This window comes from Propioniciclava coleopterorum (genome assembly GCF_011393335.1).
Taxonomy (GTDB): domain Bacteria; phylum Actinomycetota; class Actinomycetes; order Propionibacteriales; family Propionibacteriaceae; genus Propioniciclava; species Propioniciclava coleopterorum.
Genome location: NZ_CP049865.1, coordinates 2,824,889 through 2,846,330, shown reverse-complemented (window position 1 = coordinate 2,846,330; position 21,442 = coordinate 2,824,889). Strand labels below are relative to the sequence as shown.

The 21,442-nt window shown below is 73.7% G+C and carries 15 protein-coding genes and 2 pseudogenes; 3 read left to right on the top strand and 14 right to left on the bottom strand.

Annotation, left to right across the window (positions count from 1 at the left end; genetic code table 11):
* Window positions 1-4 precede the first annotated feature (4 nt).
* The 3 genes from rbfA to G7070_RS13530 form a co-directional block, all read right to left on the bottom strand.
* A complete protein-coding gene (gene rbfA, locus G7070_RS13540; protein ID WP_166234176.1) occupies window positions 5-457 on the bottom strand; it encodes a 30S ribosome-binding factor RbfA in 453 nt (150 codons plus the stop codon).
* 89 nt (window positions 458-546) lie between these two features.
* Window positions 547-3,417 carry a translation initiation factor IF-2 gene (gene infB, locus G7070_RS13535; protein WP_166234175.1) on the bottom strand — a complete coding sequence of 957 codons (2,871 nt, stop codon included), beginning with the start codon at window positions 3,415-3,417 and terminating at the stop codon, window positions 547-549.
* A 200-nt stretch (window positions 3,418-3,617) separates the two neighbouring features.
* Window positions 3,618-3,875, bottom strand: a complete 258-nt coding sequence (locus tag G7070_RS13530) for a YlxR family protein (protein WP_206079794.1) — start codon at window positions 3,873-3,875, stop codon at window positions 3,618-3,620.
* A gap of 111 nt (window positions 3,876-3,986) precedes the next feature.
* Between G7070_RS13530 and G7070_RS13525 the strand changes: the two genes are divergently transcribed.
* A complete protein-coding gene (locus G7070_RS13525) occupies window positions 3,987-4,544 on the top strand; it encodes a hypothetical protein (RefSeq protein WP_166234174.1) in 558 nt (185 codons plus the stop codon).
* A gap of 60 nt (window positions 4,545-4,604) precedes the next feature.
* Here the strand turns inward: G7070_RS13525 and G7070_RS13520 are convergent, their stop codons facing one another.
* Genes G7070_RS13520 through rimP form a run of 3 tightly spaced genes read right to left on the bottom strand, consistent with a single transcriptional unit; the run spans window position 4,605 to window position 7,151 of the window.
* Complete coding sequence (locus G7070_RS13520; RefSeq protein WP_431977898.1) at window positions 4,605-5,636, bottom strand: peptidoglycan-binding protein; 1,032 nt, start codon at window positions 5,634-5,636, stop codon at window positions 4,605-4,607.
* Window positions 5,637-5,686: 50 nt separating this feature from the next.
* Window positions 5,687-6,658, bottom strand: coding sequence for a transcription termination factor NusA (gene nusA / locus G7070_RS13515; RefSeq protein WP_166234172.1), 972 nt, complete (start codon window positions 6,656-6,658; stop codon window positions 5,687-5,689).
* Window positions 6,659-6,662: 4 nt separating this feature from the next.
* Window positions 6,663-7,151, bottom strand: coding sequence for a ribosome maturation factor RimP (rimP, locus tag G7070_RS13510; RefSeq protein WP_166234171.1), 489 nt, complete (start codon window positions 7,149-7,151; stop codon window positions 6,663-6,665).
* Window positions 7,152-7,253: 102 nt separating this feature from the next.
* Between rimP and G7070_RS13505 the strand changes: the two genes are divergently transcribed.
* On the top strand, window positions 7,254-8,162 hold the full coding sequence (locus G7070_RS13505) for a hypothetical protein (protein ID WP_166234170.1): 909 nt from the start codon (window positions 7,254-7,256) through the stop codon (window positions 8,160-8,162).
* Between the two features lie 102 nt (window positions 8,163-8,264).
* Here G7070_RS13505 and G7070_RS13500 read toward each other — a convergent pair whose 3' ends face one another.
* Both G7070_RS13500 and G7070_RS13495 read right to left on the bottom strand, forming a co-directional pair.
* A complete protein-coding gene (locus G7070_RS13500) occupies window positions 8,265-9,002 on the bottom strand; it encodes a sulfite exporter TauE/SafE family protein (protein ID WP_246227123.1) in 738 nt (245 codons plus the stop codon).
* Window positions 8,999-10,746 (bottom strand): annotated as a pseudogene (locus tag G7070_RS13495) (proline--tRNA ligase). The gene G7070_RS13500 and the pseudogene G7070_RS13495 overlap by 4 nt, the downstream one beginning before the upstream one ends.
* Window positions 10,747-10,939: 193 nt before the next feature.
* On the opposite strand from G7070_RS13495, the gene G7070_RS13490 reads away from it, so the two are divergent.
* The gene (locus G7070_RS13490) at window positions 10,940-12,244 is read left to right on the top strand and encodes a hypothetical protein (RefSeq protein ID WP_166234169.1); all 1,305 of its coding nucleotides are present in this window, start codon (window positions 10,940-10,942) and stop codon (window positions 12,242-12,244) included.
* Between the two features lie 6 nt (window positions 12,245-12,250).
* On the opposite strand, the pseudogene G7070_RS13485 reads toward G7070_RS13490, so the two are convergent.
* The 6 genes and pseudogenes from G7070_RS13485 to dxr form a co-directional block, all read right to left on the bottom strand.
* Window positions 12,251-15,252, bottom strand: a pseudogene (locus tag G7070_RS13485) (alpha-mannosidase).
* Between the two features lie 76 nt (window positions 15,253-15,328).
* Window positions 15,329-16,795 (bottom strand): UxaA family hydrolase, encoded by a 1,467-nt coding sequence (locus G7070_RS13480; RefSeq protein ID WP_166234168.1) that lies wholly within the window; start codon window positions 16,793-16,795, stop codon window positions 15,329-15,331.
* Window positions 16,796-16,872: 77 nt separating this feature from the next.
* The gene (locus G7070_RS13475) at window positions 16,873-17,697 is read right to left on the bottom strand and encodes a GNAT family N-acetyltransferase (protein WP_166234167.1); all 825 of its coding nucleotides are present in this window, start codon (window positions 17,695-17,697) and stop codon (window positions 16,873-16,875) included.
* A gap of 148 nt (window positions 17,698-17,845) precedes the next feature.
* Window positions 17,846-18,991 carry a flavodoxin-dependent (E)-4-hydroxy-3-methylbut-2-enyl-diphosphate synthase gene (gene ispG / locus G7070_RS13470; RefSeq protein ID WP_166234166.1) on the bottom strand — a complete coding sequence of 382 codons (1,146 nt, stop codon included), beginning with the start codon at window positions 18,989-18,991 and terminating at the stop codon, window positions 17,846-17,848.
* Window positions 18,992-18,999: 8 nt separating this feature from the next.
* Window positions 19,000-20,277, bottom strand: coding sequence for a M50 family metallopeptidase (locus G7070_RS13465; protein WP_166234165.1), 1,278 nt, complete (start codon window positions 20,275-20,277; stop codon window positions 19,000-19,002).
* Window positions 20,277-21,437 carry a 1-deoxy-D-xylulose-5-phosphate reductoisomerase gene (gene dxr, locus G7070_RS13460; protein WP_166234164.1) on the bottom strand — a complete coding sequence of 387 codons (1,161 nt, stop codon included), beginning with the start codon at window positions 21,435-21,437 and terminating at the stop codon, window positions 20,277-20,279. Before dxr ends, G7070_RS13465 begins: the two co-directional genes overlap by 1 nt.
* Between the last annotated feature and the right edge of the window lie 5 nt (window positions 21,438-21,442).

Below are 21,442 nucleotides of genomic sequence, written 5' to 3'. Positions count from 1 at the left end.
CGGGTCAGTTCTCCTCGGCGTCGTCCTCGGACGCGTCGTCCTCGGCCGGCTTCTTGTACGGGTCGGCGTCCCCGGCGTAGGTCGCGCCGGCGCTGCGGGCCGCCAGGTCGGCGTCCGAGGCGCGGGCGGCCGCCAGCAGGGCGTCCATCTCGGCGGCCGTCTCCGGCACCGCGTCCAGGACGAAGGCGATCGTCGGGGTGAACTTCATCCCGAGCTGCTTGCCGACCGTGGAACGGATCAGGCCGCCCGCGGACTTCAGCGCCACGGCGCTCGCCACACGCTCCGCCTCGTCGCCGAGCACGGTGTAGAACACCGTCGCCTCGCGGCCATCACCGGTCAGGCGGACGTCGGTGAGCGTGACGAAACCCAGCCGCGGGTCCTTGATGCGGCGCTCGAGCAGTTCGGCGATGATCACCTTCATCTGCTCGGCGACCTTGATGTAGCGCGGGTTGCCCATGTCCTTCATCCCTTCGTGAATCTGTGGGACGCGGCTGGCCCGGGCGAGCTCTCGCTTCCCGGGCCAGTCGCTGGTTGTTCCGTGCGAGGTCAGTCGCGCGGCTTCTCGACCATCTCGAACGTCTCGACGATGTCGCCGATCCTGATGTCGCTGTAGTGGTTCAGCGTCAGGCCGCACTCGAAGCCCTCGCGGACCTCGGTGGCGTCGTCCTTCTCGCGCCGCAGCGACGCGATCGAGGTCTCCGTGACGACGATGCCGTCGCGGAGCAGGCGGGCCTTGGCGTTGCGGCGCATGATGCCGTCCAGCACCATGCAGCCCGCGATCGTCCCGACCTTGGAGCTGCGGAAGATCTCGCGGATCTCCGCCTGCCCCATCGTCTTCTCCTCGAAGATCGGCTTGAGCATGCCCTTGAGCGCCGCCTCCACGTCGTCGATCGCCGCGTAGATGACCGAGTAGTAGCGGATGTCGACGCCCTCGGAGTCGGCCATCTGCGTGGCCTTGCCCTGGGCACGGACGTTGTAGCCGATGATGACCGCGTCGGACGCCGCCGCCAGCGAGACATTGGTCTCGGTGATGGCACCGACGCCGCGGTCGATGACGCGCAGCGACACCTCGTCGCCGACCTCGATCTTGGCCAGCGAGTCCTCCAGCGCCTCGACCGAACCGGCCGAATCGCCCTTGAGGATGAGCTTGAGCTCCTGGGTCTCGCCCTTCTCCAACTGCTCGAACAGCTGGTCGAGGGTCTTGCGGCGGGTCGTGCGGGCCAGCAGTGCCGCGCGCTGACGCGCCTCGCGCTTGTCCGCGATCTGCCGGGCCATCCGGTCGTCGTCGACGGCCAGGAAGCTGTCGCCGGCGCCGGGGACCGACGTCAGGCCGAGCACCTGGACCGGCATCGACGGCGGAGCCTCGTCCACGGTCTCGCCCAGATCGTTGATCATGGCGCGGACGCGGCCGTGCGCCGAGCCGGCGACGATCGAGTCGCCGGTGCGGAGCGTGCCGCGCTGGACCAGGACCGTCGCGACCGGGCCGCGGCCCTTGTCGAGGTGCGCCTCGATCGCCACACCCTGAGCGGGCATGTCGGGGTTGGCGCGCAGGTCCAGGGCCGCGTCGGCGGTCAGGACGATCGCCTCCTGCAGCCGCTCCAGGCCCTCGCGGGTGACCGCGGAGACGTCGACGAACATGGTGTCGCCGCCGTACTCCTCGGGGATCAGGCCGTACTCGGACAGTTCGCCGCGGACCCGCACCGGGTCAGCGGTCTCCTTGTCGACCTTGTTGACCGCGACCACGACGGGCACGTCGGCGGCCTGGGCGTGGTTGAGCGCCTCGATCGTCTGCGGCATCACGCCGTCGTCGGCGGCCACCACGAGCACCGCGATGTCGGTCGACTTGGCGCCGCGGGCACGCATGGCGGTGAACGCCTCGTGGCCCGGGGTGTCGATGAAGGTGATCCGACGCTCGACGCCGTCGACCTCGGTCTGCACCTGGTAGGCGCCGATGGCCTGCGTGATGCCGCCGGCCTCCTTGGCGACCACGTTGGAGTGGCGCAGCGCGTCCAGCAGCTTCGTCTTGCCGTGGTCGACGTGACCCATGACGGTGACGACCGCGGGGCGGGGCTCCAGGTCGTCCTCGTCGCCGGCGTTCTCGCCGAACTCGAGGTCGAAGGACTCCAGCAGTTCGCGGTCCTCGTCCTCGGGGCTGACCATCTCGATGTCGTAGTTCAGCTCCGCGCCCAGCACCTGCAGCGTGTCGTCCGCCACCGACTGGGTGGCGTTGACCATCTCGCCGAGGTGGAACAGCACCTGCACCAGGGACGCGGGATCGACGCCGATCTTCTCGGCGAGATCCGTCAGGGACGCGCCACGACGCAGCCGGACCTTCTGGCCCTCACCCGACCGGATGCGGACGCCGCCGATCGTCGGGGCCTCCATCTGGTCGAACTCTGCGCGACGCGCCTTCTTGCTCTTGCGTCCGCGACGCGCCTGGCCGCCACCGCGACCGAACGCACCCTGGGTGCCGCCGCGACCACCGCGACCGCGGCCACCGCCGCCGACCGGGCCGGTCGAGGGGCCGCCGCCGAAGCCGGGACGCGCACCGCCGCCGGGACCGCCGGCACCGCCGGGACGACCGCGGCCGGGGCCGCCGGCGCCGCCGCCGCGGGCGGGACGCTGCCCCGCCGGGCTGAGCTGGCCGCTGGCGTGCTTGGGCATCATCGCGGGGTTGGGACGCGGCATGCCGCCGGTCCCACCGGGACGCGGCATGCGCGGGGCGCCGCCCTCGGCGCCGGGGCGCGGGCCGGGACGACCCGGGGCACCCGGACGGGCACCCTGCTGCGGCGCGTCGGGGCGCTGGCGACGCACGCCCATGCCCTGGCTCGGCGCGAACGGGTTGTTGCCGGGACGCGGTGCGCCACCGGGACGCGGGGCGCGCTGCTGCTGGCCGGGAAGGCCGCCGGTGCCACCCGGACGCGGGCCCGGGCGGGGCCCGGGACGCGCGGCGGCACCCGGCTTGGGCGCCGCGGCGGGCTGCTGCGGCGCGCTGGCCGCCGGACGCTGCTGCTGCGGCGGCTGCTGCGGCTGCGCGGCCGGGCGGGGGGCCGGCGCAGGCGCAGGCGCCGCAGCGGGCCGGGGCGCGGGCGCCGGAGCCGCGGGACGCGGGCCCGGTGCGGGCGCGGGGCGGTTGCCCGTCGGCGCGGGCGCGGGGGCCGACGGCCGGGGGCCCGGCGCGGCCGGGCGCGTGCCGGCGGGGGCGGACGCCTTCGGGGCGGCCGGGGTCGCCGGGGCGGCGGGCTTGCTCTCGGAGGAGCCGCCCTTCAGCTTCTCGGTGAGCCGCCGCACCACGGGCGGCTCGATCGTTGAGGATGCGGACCGGACGAACTCGCCCATGTCCTTGAGGATCCCCAGAACCTCTTTGCTTTCGAGTCCGAACTCCTTCGCGAGTTCGTAGACGCGGACCTTAGCCACTACTCTCCTTCAGGCCCGCGACGCGCGAGCCAGTTAGTCGTCGTTGCTCATTTCGAATTACTCATCGAGTGGTCATGAGCCTGAGCCCACCTTCTGGTTTGTGTTCGCGCACAGCACGCGAAGCGCAGCGTCCATCCTACCGGTTGCAGCAGCCGTTTGCCCAAGCGGATCGCGCGGGGCGCCGCAGCCGGACGGCCGCGTCAGCGCGAGGCACCCCGCCCGGACCCCGCCTCGGCGGCGACCGCCTCGGCCAGGCCCTCGGTGGAGACGCCCGGCGCCCGCAGCGCGCGGGGCAGCGCCCGGCGCTTCAGGGCGGCCTCGAGGCACCCCGGGTGCAGCCAGGCGCCGCGCCCCGGGAGCGTCCGCCCCACCACGACGCGCCCGGCCTGGGCGACCACCCGCACCATGGCGGTCGGCTCCTCGGTCGCGCGGCAGCCCACGCAGGTTCGGATCGGCACGGCCTCAGCCTAGTGCCGAAGACTCACAGCATCCTGACAGCCCGCGTCCAGCGGGCGCTGATCCGCCGGGTGCCTACTGGAGTCGTAATCGTCCACCACGTAAGGAGAACCATGAAGACGATGCACAAGATCGGTCTGGGGCTAGGCGCGGGCGCGCTGGCACTCGGCGGCGTCGCCGGCGCGGCCGGGATCGCCCAGGCGGCCGACCCGACCCCCTCCCCCACGCCCTCGGCGTCCGTGGGGAGCGACCAGCAGGGGTCCGAGCGCGGCGGGGGCAAGGGCCGCCACGGCGGGGAGCGCGACGGCCGGCTGGCCCAGCAACTCGCCGAGAAGCTAGGGCTCGACCAGGCCACGGTGAGCGAGGCGTTGAAGACGGCGCACGCCGCCGTCAAGCCGGCCAAGGACGCCGCGGGGAACCAGCAGAACCGGCCGAACCACGAGGAGCGCCAGGCGGCGCTGGCCTCCGAACTCGCGAAGGCGCTGGGGGTCGACGAGGCCAAGGTCACCGAGGCCCTCGCCGGGATCCAGTCCGACCGGGACGCCGACCGCGCGGCCGCGCTGCAGCAGCGCCTGGATCAGGCGGTCACCGACGGCGACCTGACCCGGGCCGAGGCCGACGCGGTCAAGAAGGCCGTCGAGGCCGGCGTGATCGGGGGTGGTCGCCGCTGACCCCTCCGCCCTCCTCACCCGCGGGCCGCGCGTCGCTCGGACGCGCGGCCCCCGTGCGTCTCAGCAGGCCAGCACGGTGGGGCGTGCCGGGGTCGTCACGCCCTGGTTGCGGCACACACCGATGCCGCGCGACGCCAGCCCCGAGGTGATCTGCTGCAGCGCCGTCGGGTTGAAGGCGGCGTGCTGCATGTGCATCAGCACCGTCGCCCCGGCGGGCGCGCCGCGCGCGATCGAGACCACCTGGGCCTGCGACTTGGGCCCCTGCCAGTCGTTGGTGTCGAGCGTCCACGTCCACACGCGCATCCCCTTGGCGAGGTAGGCGTCCTTCACCGCGGTGTTGTAGGCGCCGTACGGCGGCCGGCCGTAGGACCCCTGCACCCCCGGCGTCCCGAGCTGGGTCGCGACCCCGGACGCGCTGAGCGTCGTGAGGTCGGGGTGGCTGACCGAGTGGTTGAACACGTAGTGACCCAGGCTGCGCGCGTAGCCCACGTCGACGCGGCCCGCGGACACGCACTGCCCCGTCGGGAACAGCACCAGCGCGACGCCCTGGTCGCGGGCGGCGCGGACCATGGTCGTGAAGGCCGCCAGCGACGTCGGGCAGTCGTCGTAGCTCAGCACCACGCGGCCGGACAGGTTCGGGCCGCGGCCCGTCGTGTACCGGGTGCCGCTGTTGGCGACCATCGCGCTCCACGAGCGCTGACCCACGACACCGTCCACGACGAGTTCGACGCGGTCACCCTGGAACCTGCGCACGGCGCGCTCGGTGCCCGGGCCGAAGATGCCGTCGGCGGTCGCCGCGAACCCGCGGGCGGTGAGCAGCTGCTGCAGCACCCGGACGCACGAGCCGGTGTCCCCGCGCCGCAGCAGCGGGCGCTGCGCGACGGGGGTCGAGGAACTGCAGGGCGGTGAGGCCGCCTGCGCGGGCGTGCCCCCAGGAGAGACATCACCACCGTGAGTGCGAGAACGAACAGGGCGGCAGTGGCCGGACGACTGCGCATGGCGACCTCCCCGGGGTCCGCGCGGTCGGGGGCGAGTCCTCGCCGCGCATGGCGCATTCTCCGCCCGCCCCAGAACAGCGACAAGGGGGATCACCACCCCCGTTGCGGGTGATGATCCCCCTTGTCGTTCGGGGTGCTCGCGCCTCAGTCCTGCTGGGTGTCCGGGCGGATGTCGATGCGCCACCCGGTGAGCCGGGCGGCGAGGCGCGCGTTCTGGCCCTCGCGACCGATCGCCAGGCTGAGCTGGTAGTCGGGGACGATGACCCGCGCGGCCTTCGCGAACTGGTCGGTGACCGTCACCGAGCTGACCTTGGCGGGGCTCAGCGCCTCGGCGACGAACGTCGCGCCGTCCTCGGACCAGTCGATGATGTCGATCTTCTCGCCGTTCAGCTCGTTCATCACCGCCCGGACCCGCTGGCCCATCGGCCCGATGCACGCCCCCTTGGCCGACACGTTCGTGTCGTTGCTGTTGACGGCGATCTTGGTGCGGTAGCCGGCCTCGCGGGCGAGCGCCTTGATCTCGACGACGCCGGACTCGATCTCCGGCACCTCCATCTTGAACAGCCGCTGCACCAGGTTGGGGTGCGTGCGCGAGACCACCACCTGCGGCCCCTTCGGCTCGCGGCGCACCGCCACCACGTAGACGCGGATCCGGTCGCCGTGGCGGTAGGTCTCGGTCGGCACCTGCTCGGCCGGCGGCATGATCGCCTCCAGCGGGCCCAGGTCGACGCGCACCGTGCGGCTGTCGCGGTCGGCCTGGATGACGCCGGTGATGATGTCGCCCTCCTTCGCCGCGAAGTGGCCGAACTTCTGCTCGTCCTCGGCCTCCCGCAGCCGCTGGAAGATCACCTGGCGCGCGGTGGCCGCCGCCACCCGCCCGAAGCCCTCCGGCGTGTCCTCGTACCAGCCGACGACCTCGCCCTCCTCGTCGGTCTCCGGGGCCATCACCGAGAACCGCCCGGACTTGGTGTCCAGCTCGACGCGGGCCCCCTTCACGGGGTGACCCGACTTCTCGTACGCGTTGAGGATGGCCTCCTCCATCGCGCGCACCAGGACCCCCATCGGGATGTCCTTGTCGCGCTCCAGCATGCGCAGCGCGCCCATGTCGATGTCCACCGTGTCACTCCTCTTCGTCGGCGTCGTCGGCGAAGGAGTCCTTGCGGAGTTCGGCCTGGACGACGGCGTTGCTGATGTCGCCGAGCGGGACGCTGCGGGTCGCGCCGTCCACGTCGACTTCGACGGCGTCGCCGTCGACGGCCGCGATGCGGCCGGCCACCGGGCCGTCGGGCGTGGTGAGCTTCACCAGACGCCCGACGTTGCGGCGGAAGTGCTTGGCCTCGGTGAGCGGCCGGCTGACGCCGCGCGTGCTCACCTCGAGGGTGTAGGGGGCGTTGCCGACGGCGGGCGACTCGTCCAGCGCCGTGGAGATCGCGCGCGTCGCGTCGGCGATCTCGTCGAGGCTGGGGCCGCGCCCGTCGGGGCCGTCACCGTCGAGGTAGACCCGCAGGACGCTGCGCTTGCCCGCCCGCGCGATCTCGATCCGGTCGACTTCGAGCCCGCTGCGCGCCACCACCGGCTCCACCAATGCCGCGATCGCATGCTCGTTCATGAAGCCTCCTGTTGTGACGTGCAGTTGTTCGCACGAGTCTAGCCGAGCGGCAGGGCGGCGACGCGTCCGCGCGGGGTGGTCGGGGTTGCTAGCCTTCGGCCTGTGCTGAGCAGGCGTGCGTTCGTGGGCGGGGCGGTCCTCGCGTCGCTGTCGGGCTGCGCCCTGGTCCCGCTGGGCCCGCCGCCCGCGCCGCTGGCGCCGCCCACGGGGGCGCTGCTGGACGGCCAGCGGGCGGCGCTGTCGCTGCGGGACGCCCTCGACGCTGCGGCCGCCTCCGGACAGGACGCCCCGCACGCCACGCTGCTCGCCTGGGCCCTGTCGGTGAGCGACGACCAGCTCGCCGCGCTGTCCCTGCCCCCGGCGCGCTCCCCCGGCGCGTCCGCCGCCCCGACGCCCACCGCCGCGCCGTCGGCATCACCCGAGGCCGCGTTGAGCGCGGCCGCCGACGCCTTCGCCGCGCAGTCGATCGCCGCCGACGCCGCCCGCCCGCTGGTGTGGGCGGCGATGGCCGCCTGGGCGCGGGCGCTGGCCACGCACTGGGCGGCCGCGACCGCCTCGCTGGAGCCGGCCCGCACGCTGCTGGAACCGGCGGCGCAGGAACCGGCCGAGGCGGTGCAGGCGGCCCTGGATGCCGCGGGCGAGGCCGTCTACGGCCTCGAGGTGGCCACGGGCGCCCCGGGCCTGAGCGGCGAGGAGACCTCCACCCTGCGCCGGCAGCGGGCCCAGTGGCTGACGCTGCGGGACGCGTTGACCGAGGCGTCCGCGACCGCCTCGCCGGCGCCGACCCCCGTGGCGCCGTGGTACCGCGTGGAGCGGCCCACCGACCCCGCCGGGGCGCGCGCGCTCGCCGCGCGGCTGCAGGGCGACGCGCTCCCGGTGCTGGGCCGCGCGTTCGCGCACGCGCCGTCGGTGATGCGCCCGGCGATCTCGGCGCAACTGGACGCGTCGGCGTCCGGGGTGGCGACGTGGGGCGGGCTGATGCAGCGCTGGCCCGGGCTACCGCTGCGCTGACCGCGGTCCCCGGCGGGAGGACCGGAGGCCGCACACGCGCCGGAGGTCAGCCGAGGAAGCCCAGCACCGTGTCGTAGGCGACCTTGGCGCCCAGGACGACGATCACCACCAGGAAGACCCGGCGCACGAAGCCGTTGCCGTGCTTGAGCGCGGTGCGCGCGCCGAGCAGCCCCCGCACACGTTCGCCGCACCCATCGCGAGCCCCAACCCCCACAGGATGTTGCCCGAGAACCCGAACACGAACAGCGCCGCCACGTTGGTGGTCAGGTTGGCGACCTTGGCCAGCGCGGTCGCCTGCAGGAACTCCAGCCCCATGACCGCGACGAGCAGGATGAGGAAGAACGACCCGGTGCCCGGCCCGATGAAGCCGTCCCACGCGCCGACGAGCAGGCCGATCCCCAGCAGCCGCAGCCCGGCCGCCCAGCCGGCGTGCGCGTCCTCGGCGGCCATGCCGAGTTGGGGCCGGCGCCACGTGTACCAGCCCACCCCCACGATCGCGGCCAGCACGAGCGGGTTGAACGCGCGCCGGTCCAGCAGGTGGGTGAGCTGCGCCCCCAGCGCGGATCCGGAGGCCGCGCCCGCGATGAGCGGCACGAGGTGGAGGTACGTGATGGGGACGCGCCGCAGGTAGGTGAGGGCCGCGGCGGCGGTGCCCAGCGAACTGGGCAGCTTGTTGGTGCCCGCGATCGTCGGGACCGGGGTGTCGGCGGGCAGCCCGATCAGCAGCGACGGCAGTTGGATCAGCCCGCCGCCGCCCACGACCGAGTCGACCCAGCCGGCGAAGAAGGAGGCGGCGACGAGCAGCGCCAGCGTCGCCAGCGGCAGCTCCAGCCCGGTCACTCCGCCAGGATCGCGAGCAGCCGGTCCCCCACCTCGTCGGCGGGCACCTCGGTCTTCTCGCCGGTGCGACGGTCGCGCACCTCGACGACGCCGTCGGCGAGGCCGCGGCCCACGACGACCGAGGTCGGCATGCCCATGATCTCGGCGTCGGCGAACTTCACGCCCGGGCTGGCCTTGCGGTCGTCCAGGAGCACCTCGAGGCCGGCGTCCGACAGGGTCTGCGCCAACTCGGCGGCGAACGCCAGCGGCGCCTCGTCCTTGCCGGTGGCGACGAGGTGGACGTCGAACGGCGCGACGGCGCGCGGCCAGGCCAGCCCCAGCTCGTCGCTGGTCTCCTCCGCGATCGCGGCGACGGCGCGGGAGACCCCGATGCCGTAGGAGCCCATCGTGACCGTGACGAGCTTGCCGTTCGGGTCGAGCACCTTCAGGCCCAGCGCGTCGGCGTACTTGCGCCCCAGCTGGAAGATGTGGCCCAGCTCGATGCCGCGCGCCAGCGTCAGGGGGCCCGAGCCGTCCGGCGCGGGGTCGCCGTCGCGCAGTTCGGCGACGTCCAGGACGCCGTCGGAGGAGAAGTCGCGGCCCATCACCAGGTCGTAGACGTGCCGGCCCGGCTCGTCGGCGCCCGTGATCCAGCGGGTGCCCTCCGACACGGCCGGGTCGGTCAGGTAACGCACGCCCTTCCCGTCCGCGCCCGCGCCGAGTGCGCCGGGGCCGATGTAACCCTTGACGAGCTGGGGGTACCGCTCGAAGTCGGCCTCGGAGAAGGCCTCGACCTCCGCGGGCTCGACCGCCGCCTCCAGGCGCTTGCCGTCCACCTCGCGGTCGCCGGGCAGGCCGATCGCCAGCGGCGTCCGGGTGCCGTCGGGCTGCACCAGCATGAACAGCACGTTCTTGAGCGTGTCGCCCGCGGTCCACGGCCGGTCGGCGCGGGGGAAGCGGTCGTTCGAGAGCGCCACCAGCGTCTCGATGGTCGGGCTGTCGGGAGTGTCCTCGGCGTGCGCCGCGGGGACGCCGGACGCGTCCTGCGCGGGGCCGTCGGCCGGACGACCGCCTCGACGTTCGCCGCGTAGCCGCCGGGGCTGCGGACGAAGGTGTCCTCGCCGTTGGCGGCGATGCCGAGGAACTCCTCCGACGCCGAGCCGCCCATGGCGCCCGAGGTGGCCTTGACGATGACGTAGTCCAGGCCCAGCCGGTCGAAGATCCGGATGTAGGCGTCGCGGTGCTGCGCGTAGGACTCCTCCAGGCCGGCGTCGTCGATGTTGAAGGAGTAGGAGTCCTTCATCACGAATTCGCGGCCCCGCAGCAGGCCGGCGCGCGGGCGGGCCTCGTCGCGGTACTTGGTCTGGATCTGGAAGATCGACAGCGGCAGGTCCTTGTACGAGGAGTACAGGTCCTTCACCATCAGGGTGAACATCTCCTCGTGCGTCGGCCCGAGCAGGTAGTCCGAGCCCTTGCGGTCCTGCAGCCGGAACAGGTTGGGGCCGTACTCGGTCCACCGGTTCGTCGCCTCGTAGGGCTCCCGGGGCAGCAGCGCCGGGAAGTGGACCTCCTGCGCGCCGAAGGCGGCCATCTCCTCCCGGACGATGGCCTCCACCTTGTGCAGCACGCGCAACCCCAGCGGCAGCCAGCTGTAGATCCCGGGCGCCACGCGGCGGATGTACCCGGCGCGCACGAGCCAGCGGTGGCTGGGCAGCTCGGCGTCGGCGGGGTCCTCGCGGAGGGTGCGGAAGAACAGCTGGGACATGCGCGTGATCACGATCAGCCACCCTACCGTCCCGCGGCGGTCCGCAGGATCGTGGAGGGGGTGGCGACAGCGGGGCTGACGTGCCCGCGGGCGCGTCTTGCGGGACGGGCGTCCGGGCGCACCGGCCGCCCCGGCTGCTTGTATTGCGCCATCCGCCGTACTCGACACCGGATCCCGGTGGAAGGGGACCCCCATGGCAGCCACCCCCCGGCTCATCGCCGCCCTCGGCATCGGCCTCGCCCTGTCCACCCTGGCCGGGTGCAGCGTGCTCGGCCTGTTCCCCGGCGGCGCACCCACGCCCGCCCCGAGCTCCCCTGCACCGTCGCCCGGCGCCACGGCGTCGTCGCCGGGCGGCGCGCCGGCGGGTGCCCGCCCGCTGCTCACCCCGCTCGGCGCGGACGCGGGGGCCTGGCTGGCGCCCGGCTACGCCGACGGCCTGGGCCGCACGTTCGACGCCGAGGGCACGCCGTGCGGCGTCACCCCGGACGGCGCGATCCTGCTGCTCCAGGCCCGGAACGCGCAGCAGCAACTGGAGGTGCGGGCGCTCGACCTGACGACCGGGGAGAAGCTGTGGTCCACGGCGCCCGGCTCCTGCGAACCCGGGGCGGTGATCGGCACCGTCGCCGTCGTCGCACGCGCCACCGAGAAGCCGCAGGGCGGCTACGCCGTGGCCGCCCTGCGCGTCCGTGCCTCCGACGGGGAGGTGCTGACCGAGGGCGACGTGCCCGACGACCTGGGCGGGCTGACCGCCATCGGGGAGGACGGCCGGCGCACCTACCTGTTCGTGCACGCCGAGGAGAGCTCGATCATGGCGATGAACCCGGACGGCTCGACGGCGTGGTCGGCGCCGGTGCCTCCGGGCGGCACGGTGGCGACCTGCCGGCTGCTGGACGAGACGCTCGGCTGCGGCGGGACGGCGTCCGCGTCGCTGGCCTGGGCGCTGAACACCGGCGACGGGAGCTTCCGCGTCCAGCCGTTCAGGTCCACCGAGGTGACCTGGGCCCACGACGGCTACGTGATGGGGCACGGGGCCACCGCCTTCGTCGCCCACGACCTGTCCGGCTCCCCGGTGGGCGTGGACGTCGCGGCCGTGCCGGGGCTGCCCGCGCCGAACACGCGCACCTCGTTCCGGCTGGCCGACTTCGCCTCCGGCGTCACCGCGGTGGACCGGGACGGGCGCGCCGTCCTGGTGGAGGAGTTCGACCAGTTCGGGCTGGGGACCAGCACGTTCGCCCAGACGGGCGTCACACTGCCCGACGCCGGCCTCCAGACGGTCATGGAGGCCGTCTCCTCCGACGGGGCCGTGGTGGCCTACCGCCCGATCCGGACCGGCACGACGCTGCTGCTGCGGACCAGCCGCGGCACCCAGGTCGGGTCGCTGGACGTCAAGCTCGACCCCACCGGCGACACCGGGATCACCGTCGACATGATGGGCGGGCTACTCGTTTCGTCCTCGGCGAGCGGCCTCACCACCGTGTACTTCCCGCGGGGCTCCTGACCCCCCTCAGGAGCGGGCGCGCCGGCTCAGCCGGAACGTCCGGACCTGGAACGGCCGGAACGCGGCCTCGAAGGCGCCGCCGACCAGCAGGCGCGGCCCGCCCGGGGCGTCCACCTCGATCAGGTTGGTGTCCGCGAGCAGGTGCTCCCTCGGCGCGTCCAGCGCGAAGCGGGCCGTGGCGCGCCCGCCGCGGGACTCGTACGCGCGCACGATGAGGTCGCCCGAGCGGTCGTCGGCCAGCTTCACCGCGCTGATGAGGACCCCGTCGCCGCGGACCGCCACGAGCGGCGGCACCGGGGAGCCGGACGCGCGGCGGACGGGGTGCTCCATCGCGAGGCCGGCCGCGGTCGCTGCGGCCACGTCGGCGCCCACCAGCACCCCGACGCGCAGGGTGTGCCGTCCCCGGTCGGCGGTGGGGTCGGGGTAGCGCGGCGCGCGCAGCAGCGAGAACCGCGCGATCTGCCCCGGTGAGTCGGCGTGCCGGGTGCGGCGGACGTCGAAGCCGTGGCTGGACTCGTTGAGGAACGCCACCCCGAAGCCGGGCTCGCGCACCAGGAACCAGCGCTGGGCGTGCGTCTCGAAGCGGGCGGCCTCCCAGGACGTGTTCGTGTGGTGGGCGCGGCGCTGGTGGCCGAACTGGGTCTCGGCCACCACCTCGTCGGTGAAGACGTCGACGTCGAACGCCAGCTTGAGGAACTTCTCGTCCTCGTGCCAGTCGATCGCGTGGTCGATCAGCAGCGTCCGGCCGTCGCGGGCCAGCGACAGCCGCTGCTCGACCCGGGAGGCGCCGAACGTCCGGGCCACGACGACGCCGTCCCCGTCGGCGCGCACCTCGGCGGGGCCGTCGAGGTCCTGGACCATGCCGAGGTAGTGGGCGTCGACGTCCCAGGCGTCCCACTTGTTGGGGAAGTCCTGGTGGAGCTGCAGCAGGTTGCCGCGTCCGCCCGCCGGCACGGCGTCGCGTCCGGACGCCTTGTCGAGCAGGGAGACCACGAAGCCGTCGGCGTCGATGCCCACGCGGACGTGCCCGCTCTCCAGCACGTGCCCGCCGGGCGCCGCCGCCGCGACCGGGGGCGGCTCGGGCAGATCCCCGGCCGTCACGGCGAGCGCCGGCGCCCCGTGCTGGGCGACGGGGGCGGCGTTGATGACGAGCGGCCCCCCGGCGGCCGCCGTGACGCCGAGGGCGTCCAACGCGTCGGCGATCAGGTCGGCCAGGCGCGCGCTGATGGCGGCGTGCCGCTCCTCGGCCTCGCGGTGCACCCAGGCGATCGAGGTGCCCGGCAGGATGTCGTGGAACTGGAGCAGCAGCACCTCGCGCCACAGCTCGTCGAGGGCGTCGTACGGGTAGGGGTGACCGGTCCGCACGGCGGCGGTGGCGGACCACAGCTCGGCCTCGGCGAGCTGCGCCTGGTTGCGCCGGTTGCCCTGCTTGGTGCGGTGCTGGGTCGTGAAGGTGGCGCGGTGCAGTTCGAGGTACAGCTCGCCGCGCCACACCTCGGGGTCGGGCAGCTCGGCCATCGCGCGGTCGAAGAACGCGTCCGCGGACTCCAGCACGACCTGCGGGGAACCCTCCAGGTCGGCGAGCCGGCGGGCGCGGGCGAGCATCTCGCGGGTGGTGCCCCCGCCGCCGTCGCCCCAGCCGGTGGGCGCCAGCGAGGAGCGGGCCACCGACTTCTCCTGGAACTGGCGGGCGGCGCGGGCGACCTCCTCGCCGCTGAGCTCGGCGTTGTAGGTGTCCAGCGGCGGGAAGTGGGTGTAGATCCGCGTCCCGTCGATGCCCTCCCACCAGAAGGTGTGGTGCGGGAACCGGTTGACCTGGTTCCAGGAGATCTTCTGGGTGAGGAACCACCGCAGGCCCGAGCCCACCAGCAGCTGGGGCAGCGCGCCGCTGTAGCCGAAGCTGTCGGGCAGCCAGGCGCCGGTGCTCTCCAGGCCGAACTCCTCGCGGAAGAACCGCTGGCCGTGGCTGATCTGCCGGATGAAGCTCTCCCCCGAGGGCAGGACGGCGTCGGGCTCGACCCACATGCCGCCGATCGGGACGAAGCGTCCGGCGGCGACGGCGTCCCGCACGCGGGCGAACACCTCCGGGCGGTGCTGCTTGAGCCAGGCGTACTGATGCGCGCTGGACATGGCGTAGACGAACGCGTCGTCCTCCTCCAGCAGCGTCGTCATGGACGCCGCCGTGCGGGCCACCTTCCGCACCGTCTCCCGCAGCGGCCACAGCCAGGCGGAGTCGATGTGCGCGTGCCCCACGGCGCTCAGCCGGTGCGCGCTGGCCTCGGCCTGGCTCGCCAGCGCGGGCGCCAGCACCGCGCGGGCGGCGGCCGCCGTGCCGGCGACGTCGGCGAGGTCCACCTGGTCCAGGGCGCGGTCGAGGGCCCGCAGGATCGTGGCGCGGCGGGCCGAGTCCGGCGGCAGCTGCTGGGCGAGCTGGGCGAGCACCTCGACGTCGTGCACGAGCTCGAACACCTCGGCCTCGAAGACGCACAGGTCCACCGCGCGCACGCGGTAGAGCTCCTCGTCGCTCGCGGTCAGGACGTCGCCCTGCTCGGTCGGCGCGAACGAGGGCAGGTGGGGGTTCGCGGCCGCCTCGACATAGAACTCGAGGCGGTCGCCGGCCGCCCCGTCGACGGGGATCCAGTCCGCGCGCGGGTTCAGCGACCGGACCGGGGTGCCGTCGGGGCGGTGGACGAGCCCCTCGCACTGGAAGCCCGGACGCCGCGGGTCGAACCCGAGGTCGGCGACGATCTCGAGCCGCCGACCGGCCAGCTCCGGCGGGATCTCGCCCTCGATCCGGAACCAGACGGTGTCCCACGCGCGCCCCCAGCGCTCCCCACCGCGAAGGGGCGGTAGTCGGCCGCCAGCCCGTCGGCGACGCTGATCGGCTCGCCGCCGACCACGTGCGCCGACAGCCGCAGCGGGGTGCGGTGTGAGTGGATCGCCGGGCGGAGCCGCTCCTCCAGCACCCGCTCGATCCGACCCGACGACAGCGCCTGGAACTCATGCATGGGTCGATCCTGCCGCCGCGCGGCGGCGGGCGTCACCGGGTTGCCGCGGGATGCTGGGTGGTTGCGGCCAGTCCGGTCAGTAGGTGGGCCCCTTCATCCACGGGATGAACTCCTGGGAGCCGTAGCCCAGTTCCTCACTGGCGGTGCGCCGCCCGGACGCCGTGGCGACGATGAGCTCGTAGAGCTCGCGCCCCTTGTCCGCCAGCGGGACGCCGGCGTCGACGACGTCGCCCGCGTTGAGGTCCATGTCGTCGCGCATCCGCTCGAACAGCGGCGTGTTGGTGGCGACCTTGATGACGGGCACGAGCTGGCTCCCGAGCGCGGAGCCGCGTCCGGTGGTGAAGACGACGACGTTGGCGCCGCCCGCGATCAGCCCCGTCACCGAGACCGGGTCGTAGCCGGGGGTGTCCATGAACCCCAGCCCCGGGGTGTCGATGCGCTGCGCGTACTCGTAGACCGCCGCCAGCGGGGCGTGCCCCGCCTTGGACACCGCCCCCAGGGACTTCTCCAGGATGGTGGTGATCCCGCCGGCCTTGTTGCCCGGGCTGGGGTTGTTGTCGAGCGTCTCGCCGGCCGCGGCGATCTCGCGCTCCCAGCGCGCGATGATGGCGCGCAGCCGGTCGGCGGTCGCCGGCTCGGCGCGGCCGAGCAGCAGGTCCTCGGCGCCGTAGATCTCGGGCGTCTCCGCGAGCACCGAGGTGCCCCCGTGCGCGACCAGCAGGTCGGAGGCCACGCCCAGCGCCGGGTTCGCGGTCAGGGACGACCAGCCGTCCGAGCCACCGCAGTTCAGCCCCAGGACCAACTCGTCGACGCCGATGTCCTCGCGCTCGACGGGCCCGATCGCCGCGGCGAGCCGCTCGACGGCGGCGACCCCGGCCTCGACGGTCGCGCGGGTGCCGCCCACCTCCTGGATGGCGAGGCGTTCCACCGGCAGGTGCGCGGGCAGGTCGGCGGCGTCCAGGAACGCGGAGATCTGGTTCATCTCGCAGCCCAGCGCCACCACGACCAGGCCGGCCACGTTGACGTGACCGGCGTAGCCGGCGAGGGTGCGGCGCAGCTGGTCCATGTCGGGGCCCTCGACGGCGAGGCCGCACCCGGTGGTGTGGGTGATGGGGACCACGGCGTCCACGCCGTCCCAGGCGTCCAGCAGGCCCGCGCGCTCGATGGTCGAGGCGATGCGCTGGCAGACCGTCGCCGAGCAGTTCACGGTGGACGCCACCGCGATGACGTTGCGGGTCGCCACGCGGCCGTCGGGGCGCCGGATGCCGCGGAACGTGGTCGGCACCCCGGTGGGCAGGCCGTCGGTCCAGGCGGGGGCCGCGTCGGCCGCGGCGGGCTCGCCGGTGTGGTCGCCGAAGGCGAGGTTGTGGGAGTGCACGTGCTCGCCCACCGCGATGTCGGCGGTCGCGTACCCGATCACGTGGCCGAACTTGCGGACCGGCGACCCGGCGCGCACGGGCCGGACGGCGACCTTGTGGCCGGCGGGGACGGCCCCGCCCTCGCTGGTCACGACCTCGACGTCATCGGACGCTGTCACGTTCATACGATTCAATCTAGCGGCGGGTCTCCCCCGCCCCGCCGCGGTTGCCACGGACCGGCCCCGAGGCGGCACCGGCCGGCTCAGTAGAGCACGGACGCCAGTTCGTCCACGATCGCGTAGCCGCAGCTGCGGTAGCAGGAGACCGCGGGGGTGTTGAAGTCGTTGACGTACAGCGACGCGATCCGGCCGTCCTCGACGATCGCGTTCGTCACCGCCGCCATCGCCGGCACGGACAGCCCCTGGCCGCGCAGCCGCGGCGCCACCCAGACGCCCTGCACCTGGGCGACCGCGGGCGACACCGCGCCGAGGTCGGCCTTGAACACGACCTCGCCGTCGTCGGTGATCGCGAAGGCTCGCCGGGCGTCGATCAGCGAGCGGACGTAGCGGCGGTACCCGGCGAAGTTCGTGGCCAGCGGGTCCTCGTCGAGTTCCTCGCGGTACATGGCGACGGCGCCGGCGAGGTAGCTGTCGTAGTCGGACGCCCGCGCACGCCTCACCCGCGGGTCGGGCGCGGCGGGGCTGGGGGCGCTGCGGGCCATGAGGAACTGGCGCTCGCGGACCAGCCGGGGCTCGGCGTACGGGCGGCCGTAGCGGCGCGTGAGGCGGCGCCATAGCCCCAGCGCGACGGGGGTGGGCCCGACGATGGCCACGAACCGGCGCCAGCGCCCCAGGTCCTCGGTGAAGGCATCCAGCGCCTCGTCGTCGGGGTTGACCGCGACGATGTTCGCGCCGACGTGCAGCAGGGCGCGCGGGGCGTGGGCCGGGTAGCCCCAGAGTTCGCCGGGGCCCAGGCTGAGGATGCCCGCGTCCACCCGGGACGCCACGAAGCAGTTGCCCACGGGGTCGCGCGCGAGCAGTTCCGCCACGAGGGCGCGATCCCCCTCGTCGAGCACCCGCGCATGCATGCGGACACGTTAGCGGGGTCGCCGCCGCGCCGCTGGCGCCGGCACGCCTCCCGCCGCGCCGCGCCCGGCCTTGTCGCGCGCGTTCCCGCCGCCGGACGCGCGAACGCCCGGGGTGGTCCCCCGGGCGTTCGCGAGATCGGTGCGGTCGTCAGCCGACGCTGACCTGCGGGGCCTCGCCGGTGTGCTCCATCTCGGCGGCGATCCGGTTGGCCTCGGCGATGAGCGTGGCGACGATCTCGTCCTCCGGCACGGTCTTGATGACCTCGCCCTTGACGAAGATCTGGCCCTTGCCGTTGCCGGAGGCGACGCCCAGGTCGGCCTCGCGGGCCTCGCCCGGGCCGTTGACGACACAGCCCATCACGGCGACGCGCAGGGGCACGGTCAGGCCCTCCAGGCCCTCGGTGACCTGCTCGGCGAGCGTGTAGACGTCCACCTGGGCGCGGCCGCAGGACGGGCAGGAGACGATCTCGAGCTTGCGGGGGCGCAGGTTCAGGCTTTCAAGGATCTTGTTGCCGACCTTGACCTCCTCCACGGGCGGGGCCGACAGCGAGACCCGGATGGTGTCGCCGATGCCCTCGGCCAGCAGGATGCCGAACGCGGTGGAGCTCTTGATGGTGCCCTGGAAGGCGGGGCCGGCCTCGGTGACGCCCAGGTGCAGCGGGTATTCGCACTCCGCGGACAGCTTGCGGTAGGCCTGCACCATCACGATCGGGTCGTTGTGCTTGACCGAGATCTTGAAGTCGCGGAACCCGTGCTCCTCGAACAGCGAGGCCTCCCAGAGCGCCGACTCCACCAGGGCGTCCGGGGTGGGGCCGCCGTGCTTGGCGAGCAGCCGCTTGTCCAGCGAGCCGGCGTTGACGCCGATCCGCAGCGACACCCCCGCGTCCGCGGCGGCCTTGGCGATCTCGCCCACCTTGTCGTCGAACTGCCGGATGTTGCCGGGGTTGACCCGGACGGCCGCGCAGCCGGCGTCGATGGCCGCGAAGACGTACTTGGGCTGGAAGTGGATGTCGGCGATCACCGGGATCTGGGACTTCTTGGCGATGATGTGCAGCACGTCGGCGTCGTCCTGGCTGGGGACGGCCACGCGCACGATGTCGCAGCCGGACGCGGTGAGCTCGGCGATCTGCTGCAGCGTGCCGTTGATGTCGGTGGTCTTGGTGGTGGTCATCGACTGCACGGAGATGGGGGCGCCCCCGCCCACGGCCACCTTGCCCACCTGGATGCGGCGGGTGGGCCGGCGCGGCGCCAGGACGGGCGCGGGCGCGGTGGGCATTCCGAGGTTGACGGTCATGATTCTCCTTAGAAGATCTTCACCGGGCTGACGATATCGGCCACGATCAGCACGATGCCGCACAGCAGGAGGAATCCTCCCACCGCGTAGGACACCGGCACCATCTTGGCCGTGTCGACGGGGCCCGGGTCGGGGCGTCCGGTCAGTTTCGCGAACGTGCGCCGCAGCCCCTCCCACAGGGCCCCGACGATGTGCCCGCCGTCCAGCGGCGGCAGCGGCACGAGATTGAACAGCGCCAGGAACAGGTTCACCGACGCGAGGATGGAGGCGAACATCGCGACCCGGTCGGCGACCGGGACGTCCAGCGTCGCGGCCTGGCCGGCGGTCGCGCTGGCGCCGACGATGCTGATGGGGTCCTCGACGCTGCGGGGCTGGCCGGTCGCGACGTCGACCGCCACGTTCCAGACCTTGACCGGGAACTGGGCCAGCGCCACCAGCGACTGTCGCGTGAGGTCGGCCATGTCCCGGACGACCTCCACGGGTCCGCCGCGGACGAGCTGGCGGTCCTTGACGAAGCCGAGGTAGCCGACCGACACGGTGCCGTCGCCCGAGGCCGCCGGCACGGCGACCTTGATGGTGCGCACCGTCGGCAGGGTCACCCGCTCGCCGCCGCGCTCGACGACCATGGCCGCAGGGCCGTCCGCGTTGCCCTGCACGAGCGCCGCGAGCTGCGGCCAGTCGGCGATCGGCGTCCCGTTGAAGGAGACGATGCGGTCCCCCGGCAGCATCCCCGCCTGCGCGGCCGGGGTCGCCGGGTCGGTGGGCAGGCAGGTCGGGTCCGCGCGCTGCTCGGTGTGGTAGCAGGGCTGGACGCTCGCCACCACCGGGACGTCGCGGTAGGTGCCGTGCAGGCCGTAGACGCCCCACAGGAGGACGAAGGCCAGGAGCAGGTTCATGGCGATGCCGCCGGCCATGATGACGAGCTTCTTCCAGATCTTCTGCTGGTAGAACAGCCGGCCGTCGTCGGCGGGGGTGATGCTCTCCCACTCGTAGCTGCGGACGTCGTCGGCGAACATCTGCAGGCGCGTCTGCTTGGCGTGGGGGTTCTCGGGCGGGTACATGCCGAGCAGTTGCACGAAGCCGCCGAGCGGGAACAGTTTGAGGCCGTACTCGGTCTCGCCGCGGCGCGTCGACCACAGCGTCTTGCCGAAGCCGACGAAGTACTGGGGCACCCGGACGCCGAACAGCTTGGCGGGCAGCATGTGCCCGATCTCGTGCAGCGCCACCGAGGCCATCAGCAGCACGAAGAACAGCAGCCCGAAGGCCACGGTCCAGAACAGGTCCATCAGGAGCCCGCCCCGCAGATCGCGCCGGCGCGGGCGCGCGCCCAGGCGTCGGCCGCCAGCACGGCGTCGACGCTCAACCCGTCATCGCCGACGTGTCCGTCGGCCAGATGCTCCCCCACCACGGCATCCACGGTATCCACGATGTCCAAGAACCCGATCCGGCCGGCACAGAAGGCGTCCACGCAGACCTCGTTGGCGGCGTTGTACACGGCCGGCGCGGTGCCGCCCGCACGGCCGGCGCGCCGGGCCAGCTCGACCGCCGGGAAGGTGGCGTCGTCGAGCGGCTCGAAGCTCCAGGCGCGCGGCGCGGACCAGTCGTAGGTCGCGGCGGCGTCCGGGACGCGGTCCGGCCACGCCAGGCCCAAAGCGATGGGGAGCTTCATGTCGGGCGGGCTGGCCTGGGCGATGGTGGCCCCGTCGACGTACTCGACCATCGAGTGCACGTCGCTGGTGGGGTGCACCACCACGGTGATGTCGTCGTAGTCGACGCCGTAGAGCAGGGCGGCCTCGATCAGCTCGAGGCCCTTGTTGACCAGCGTGGCGGAGTTGATGGTGATGACGCGGCCCATGTTCCAGGTGGGGTGGGCCATCGCCTGCTCGGGCGTGACCGCGGCGAGGTCGGCGCGGGACCGCCCCCGGAACGGCCCCCCGGACGCCGTCAGGATCAGGCGGCGCACCTCGTCGCCGCGTCCGGCACGCAGCGCCTGGGCGAACGCGGAGTGCTCGGAGTCGACGGCGACCAGCTGACCGGGCGCCGCGGCGTCGGTGACGAGCCGGCCGCCGATCACGAGGCTCTCCTTGTTGGCCAGCGCCAGAGTGGTCCCCTGCGCCAGGGTCGCAAGGGTGGCCGGCAGCCCGGCGGCGCCGGTGATGGCGTTGAGGACCACGTCGGCGGCCATCCGGGCGGCGGTCTCGTTGCCGTCGGCGGCGATCTCGACGTCGGCGTCCCCCAGCAGCCCCCGCAGCCGGGCCGCCGCGTCCTGGGTGGGGACGGCGACGAAGCGGGGCGCGAAGGCGCGCACCTGCTCGGCCAGCAGCGCCAGATTGCCGCCGCCGGCGGTGAGGGCGACCACCCGGAAGCGGTCGGGTCGCGCGGCGATGACCTCCAGCGCCTGGGTTCCGATGGAGCCGGTACTGCCGAGGATCACCACATCACGCACCCCGC

Coding starts and splice junctions, on each gene's coding strand:
- G7070_RS13465 (WP_166234165.1), bottom strand. CDS start 20,277: ATGGACCTGTTCTGGACCGTGGCCTTCGGGCTGCTGTTCTTCGTGCTG.
- G7070_RS13525 (WP_166234174.1), top strand. CDS start 3,987: ATGAAGACGATGCACAAGATCGGTCTGGGGCTAGGCGCGGGCGCGCTG.
- rimP (WP_166234171.1), bottom strand. CDS start 7,151: ATGAACGAGCATGCGATCGCGGCATTGGTGGAGCCGGTGGTGGCGCGC.
- G7070_RS13475 (WP_166234167.1), bottom strand. CDS start 17,697: ATGCATGCGCGGGTGCTCGACGAGGGGGATCGCGCCCTCGTGGCGGAA.
- G7070_RS13490 (WP_166234169.1), top strand. CDS start 10,940: ATGGCAGCCACCCCCCGGCTCATCGCCGCCCTCGGCATCGGCCTCGCC.
- G7070_RS13480 (WP_166234168.1), bottom strand. CDS start 16,795: ATGAACGTGACAGCGTCCGATGACGTCGAGGTCGTGACCAGCGAGGGC.
- ispG (WP_166234166.1), bottom strand. CDS start 18,991: ATGACCGTCAACCTCGGAATGCCCACCGCGCCCGCGCCCGTCCTGGCG.
- rbfA (WP_166234176.1), bottom strand. CDS start 457: ATGGGCAACCCGCGCTACATCAAGGTCGCCGAGCAGATGAAGGTGATC.